Here is a 3,898-nt window from a genome sequence, read left to right as displayed (position 1 = left end):
CGCCGAGAATCTGCGGCAGCACTTCATAGCGGTGCAGGGTGCCCAGCAGGTTGGCCACGTAGAGGTCCAGGGTCTGGCGATTCTGCCCGGCCAGTTCGCTGCGGTAGTAACGCTCGGCCAGATGCTCCAGCGGCCACAGCAGCGGCGACAGGCACAGCGCGAGCAGGGCCAGGCTGCGCCAGCGGGGTCTGCGCAGACGGTTCGTTGTCATGGGTACATTTTGGCTAGGCAAAGACGTCGGCATCCTTGAACAGTGCTGCGCATTGATCCTTGGCCGAGAGCAGCGGCGCGCCGTCCAGTTGCCAGTCGATGGCCAGGTCCGGATCGTCCCAGCGAATAGTGCGCTCGGCATGTGGATCGTAATAGTCGGTGGTCTTGTAGAGCACCTCGGCTGCCTCGCTCAAGGCGACGAAGCCGTGGGCGAAACCCTCGGGAATCCACAGCTGGCGATGGTCCTCGGCGCGCAGGTGCACCGCCAGCCACTGGCCGAAATGCGGCGAGCTGCGGCGCAGGTCCACCGTCACGTCCAGCACTTGGCCGCTGATGACGCGAACCAGTTTGCCCTGGGGCGTTTCCAGCTGGTAATGCAGGCCGCGCAGGACGCCTTTCTTCGAGCGCGAATGGTTGTCCTGAACGAAGGTCGCCTGCACACCGGTGGCGTGGGCGAAGGTTTCGGCATTGAAGCTTTCGAGAAAGAAACCACGTTCGTCCTCCAGCACCCGGGGTTCGAGGATCAGAATTCCGGGCAGCTCGGTGGCAATGACATTCATGGTTCTCTCCGGCAGTAAGCGTTGCTGGGCGACATTCTTGCGCAAAGCGTCGTCGGGTGCGAGTCACCGCTGGGCGGGCAAGTCAGGGACGGGGGGTTGCGTATCGGCTCGAGCAGTGGCGATATAGGCGCCTAATAAATTTAACACCCTCATCCTGGAGTCCGTTCCATGCCACTCGCCACCTTGATTCATCGCGCCAGTTTGCCCAGCCCGCAGGTTTCTGCGCAGCAGGCACTTGAGCTGTTGCAGGAACATTACGGGTTGAGCGGCAAGTTGCAGGCCCTGGGCAGCCAGCAGGACCTGAACTACCGGGTCGACAGTGACCAGGGCCGTTTCGTCCTGAAAATCTGCCGCGGCGATTATTCGGCCGTGGAGTTGCAGGCTCAACACGCCGGCCTCAAGCATCTGGGGCAGCACCCCGACGTGCACGTGCCGCGGGTGATTGCGGCGAAAAACGGTGAGGATCTGCTGTCGCTGGAGGTCGCGGGCCAGGCGGTGCATGTACGCTTGCTCGATTACATTGAAGGCCAGTCGCTGACCCACCTCGATCATTTCAACCGTACCGTGGTCGCAGGTTTCGGTCGCCTGTGCGGCGAGATGGACCTGGCGCTGGCGGCCTTCGACCATCCCGGCCTGATTCGCACGCTGCAATGGGACGCGCGCCACGCCCAGGCGCTGATCGCGCATTTGCTGCCGGTGATCCAGGACGACGCCCAGCGCAAATTGATCGCTGAAGCGGCGGCGCAGGCTGAACGTCACCTGCAGCCGCTGGTGGACAAGTTGCCGGTGCAGGCCATTCACATGGACATCACCGACGACAACGTGGTCTGGCAGCGCGACGCCGAGCGTCAGTGGCAATTGCAGGGCGTGATCGATTTCGGTGATCTGGTGCGCACCTGGCGCATCACCGATCTGTCCGTGACCTGCGCGGCCCTGCTGCACCACGGCGATGGCGATCCGTTTTGCATTTTGCCGGCGGTGCAGGCATACCACGTGGTCAACCCGCTGACCCATGAAGAACTGCTGGCGCTGTGGCCGCTGATCGTCGCCCGGGCGGCGGTGCTGGTGCTCAGTGGCGAGCAGCAGGTCAGCATCGATCCGGGCAACACCTACAGCCGCGACAACCTGACCCACGAGTGGGAAATCTTCCGCGTGGCGACCTCGGTGCCGCTGGCGCTGATGGAAGCGGCGATCCTCACCGCCGTCGGGCAGAACCTGCCGGCCATCGTCACCGAAGGCTTCGCGCCGCTGCTGCCGAGCCTGGTGGGGCGCGAGTTTCCGTTGATCGATCTGGGGGTGCTGAGCTATCACTTCGAGGCCGGCAATTGGGAAGAAGAGGGCATCGATCAGCGTTTGCTCGACGGCGCCGAGAAGTTTCACGGGCTGGCGGCCAGTCGTTATGGGCAATACCGGCTGTCCCGCACCCGGCCGGACAGCGCCATCGAACCGGAGACGTTCCCGTTGCACGTCGAGTTGGGTGTACCGCTGGGCACGGCGGTCGAAGCGCCGTTTGCCGGTGTGGTGCACCAGCCTTCGGCGGGCGTGCTGCAACTGGACGGCCCGCAGCTGAGCGTGCGTTTGTGGGGCGTGACGTCTTCGGTGCATGCCGGTGCCGCGCTGGTCAAAGGCCAGGTGTTGGGCGCCGTCAGCGGACCTTTGGTGGTGCAGCTGTGCCGTGACGCATCGTTCAACGCGCCGCTGTTCTGCACGCCGACCCGCGCAGCGGCCTGGCAGGCGCTGTGCCCGTCTCCGGCGGCGCTGCTGGGGCTGGCCTGTGACGCGGAAGAAGAGCTCGATGCGCAGACCTTGCTGGCCCGTCGCGACGCCAGCTTCGCCCGCACGCAGAAACACTATTACGTCGACCCGCCGCGTATCGAACGCGGCTGGCGCAATCACCTGATCGACATGCAGGGTCGTTCCTACCTCGACATGCTCAACAACGTCGCGGTGCTCGGTCACGGTCATCCGCGCATGGCCGCCGTCGCCAGCCGCCAATGGTCGCTGCTCAACACCAACTCGCGCTTCAACTATGCCGCCGTGGCGGAGTTTTCCGAGCGCTTGCTGAAACTGGCGCCGGACTCCATGGACCGCGTGTTCTTGGTCAACAGCGGCAGCGAGGCCAACGACCTGGCGATCCGTCTGGCCTGGGCCTACAGCGGCGGGCGCGACATTGTCAGCGTGCTGGAGGCCTATCACGGCTGGACCGTGGGCGCGGACGCGGTGTCGACGTCGATCGCCGACAACCCCAAGGCCTTGAGCAGCCGCCCGGACTGGGTGCATCCGGTGGTGGCGCCGAACACCTATCGCGGCGAATTCCGCGGCCCGGACAGCGCGCCGGACTACGTGCGCAGCGTCGAACACAACCTGGCGAAGATCGCCGAGCAGAAACGCCAGCTGGCCGGTTTCATCTGCGAGCCGGTGTATGGCAATGCCGGCGGCATCTCGCTTCCCGCGGGCTACCTCAAAGAGGTCTACGCCAAGGTGCGCGCCCAGGGCGGCGTGTGCATCGCCGACGAAGTGCAGGTCGGTTACGGACGCATGGGCCACTTCTTCTGGGGCTTCGAAGAGCAGGGCGTGGTGCCGGACATCATCACCATGGCCAAGGGCATGGGTAACGGCCAGCCGCTGGGCGCGGTGATCACCCGCCGGGAAATCGCCGAGGCGCTGGAAGCCGAGGGGTATTTCTTCTCGTCGGCCGGCGGCAGCCCGGTCAGTTGCGAGATCGGCATGGCGGTGCTGGATGTCATGGAAGGGGAAAAGCTCTGGGAGAACGCCCAGGTGGTGGGCGGCTACTTCAAGGAGCGTCTGGAGGCATTGGTCGATATTCATCCGCTGGTGGGGGCGGTGCATGGTTCCGGTTTCTACCTGGGCGTGGAGCTGATCCGCAACCGCGAAACCCTGGAACCGGCGACCGAGGAAACCACGGCGCTGTGCAATCGTCTGCGTGATCTGGGGATTTTCATGCAGCCGACCGGGGATTACCTGAATGTGCTCAAGATCAAGCCGCCGATGGTCACGTCGCGCCAGAGCGTGGATTTCTTTGTGGATATGCTTTCCAAGGTGCTTTCCGAAGATTTGTAAAATTTGAAATTGCCTTCGCGGGCAAGCCTCGCTCCTACAGATACCGT

The 3,898-nt window shown here is 64.2% G+C and carries 2 protein-coding genes and 1 pseudogene; 1 reads left to right on the top strand and 2 read right to left on the bottom strand.

What is annotated here, in order from left to right:
- Positions 1-211: pseudogene (locus tag K9857_RS29930) on the bottom strand (sensor histidine kinase); the annotation flags it as partial.
- Between the two features lie 13 nt (positions 212-224).
- Positions 225-770, bottom strand: a complete 546-nt coding sequence (gene rfbC, locus K9857_RS29925) for a dTDP-4-dehydrorhamnose 3,5-epimerase (RefSeq protein WP_224542127.1) — start codon at positions 768-770, stop codon at positions 225-227.
- A 168-nt stretch (positions 771-938) separates the two neighbouring features.
- Between rfbC and K9857_RS29920 the strand changes: the two genes are divergently transcribed.
- Positions 939-3,851, top strand: coding sequence for an aminotransferase (locus K9857_RS29920; protein WP_224542125.1), 2,913 nt, complete (start codon positions 939-941; stop codon positions 3,849-3,851).
- The last annotated feature ends 47 nt before the right edge of the window (positions 3,852-3,898 follow it).

This window comes from Pseudomonas sp. REP124 (assembly GCF_020164475.1).
GTDB lineage: Bacteria > Pseudomonadota > Gammaproteobacteria > Pseudomonadales > Pseudomonadaceae > Aquipseudomonas.
The sequence above is the reverse complement of the archived record's forward strand: the minus strand, read 5'-3'. Positions and strand labels throughout refer to the sequence as shown.